This window comes from Microcystis sp. LEGE 08355, assembly GCF_015207185.1.
Classification (GTDB): Bacteria; Cyanobacteriota; Cyanobacteriia; order Cyanobacteriales; family Microcystaceae; genus Microcystis; species Microcystis panniformis.
In genome coordinates this window covers 1-1,323 of sequence record NZ_JADEXI010000884.1, presented here as the reverse complement: position 1 = coordinate 1,323, position 1,323 = coordinate 1, and the positions used below count along the sequence as shown (strand labels likewise).

The following is a 1,323-nucleotide window of genomic DNA, read 5'->3' as shown; positions in this document are numbered from 1 at the left end:
GTTAATATCGAGGACGATTTGCGCTTCTTCCCGCAGCTGTCGCACTAACCGCGAACAGCGTCCCCCAGCAAGAATTACCGAAAGCAAGTCTAATCCAAAGGCATCTTCTAGGCGATCGCATCCTGGTCCAGTCCATCCCATCAAGAGACGAGAATGTTCTAGGTGGGGTAAATATACTTGGGAACGACGAATTTCGATCAGGGGGGGTTCGGCAGCCACTAGATTCGCAGGGGATTCCGAGGGGACGGGAAATTCCCGAAAAGATTGCCGGATAATTTCTAAAGCTGCTTGGGGTTCAATTCCCCCGATAATCGCCACACACATATTTTCCGGTTGATAATAGGTGCGATGGAAACAGCGCATTTGATTGGGGGTTAATTGCTCTAAACAGGGTTGATCACCTAGAATAGAGCGTCCGTAGGGATGGTTTTGATAGATACTTCCGCAGAGGGTTTGGTAGGCAATCCAATCGGGATCATCATAACAGGCGCGTAATTCTTCTAAAACTACATCTTTTTCCCGATAGAATTCCTCATCGTCAATCTCAGCATGGAGGAGAATTTCGGCCAGATGGGGTAGGGTATGTTCAATTTGGTCCACACTGGTGGTGAGATAGAAGTGTGCGTAATCGTGACTGGTGGCAGCGTTGGTCATTCCGCCACAATTTTCGATTAAATAGTCAAAGAGTCCGGGGGGAAGTTTTTTTGTTCCCTTAAAGATCATGTGTTCGAGAAAATGGGCCATACCTAACCATGGATCGGGTTCAGCGATCGCACCTGCTTTCACCCACACATCTACTACCACCACAGGAGTCACGGGTAAATACTGATGAATTACGGTTAAGCCGTGATCTAATTGCCATACCTGAGCGGGAAAAGAACTCGTTTGACACTGTGCTATCGACTTGATCAATGTCCGTTAACCAGATTTTTTGTTAAATTCTATACATAGATTATCTTATCTCGTGCCTGCTCAACCATTAAAGAACTTTTGTCATGATTTCTAGACAATTCTCCCAAATATCAGCCTTATCGGTGATCAGTGACTCGGTGATCAGATCTGAGTTTTCGGTTCACTGTTTACTGTTTACCGCTCCCTAATTACTGTTTACTGATAACTGAAAAACCCCCTATGACAGAAAATAGAGATAACTTCAACGAAACTTATAATGCACTAATTGAGCGCATTGTCAATCTAACTGTGGCAGGAAAAATTAGAGCTAAATTACAGGTTTATAACCTTTTAGCAGAGGGAGTAAAAAATGGCACAGGAGAAATTTTTGAGAGTTGTTTAACTGAAAAAATCATCGTTACTCTGTCACAG

The 1,323-nt window shown here is 43.9% G+C and carries 1 protein-coding gene and 1 pseudogene; one reads left to right on the top strand and one right to left on the bottom strand.

Features of this window, described 5'->3' with window-relative positions; translation table 11 throughout:
* On the bottom strand, positions 1-912 hold a 912-nt coding region (locus IQ242_RS24950), incomplete at its 3' end, for a pitrilysin family protein (protein WP_193961808.1).
* Positions 913-1,131: 219 nt separating this feature from the next.
* Between IQ242_RS24950 and IQ242_RS24945 the strand changes: the two are divergent.
* Positions 1,132-1,323: pseudogene (locus tag IQ242_RS24945) on the top strand (hypothetical protein); the annotation flags it as partial.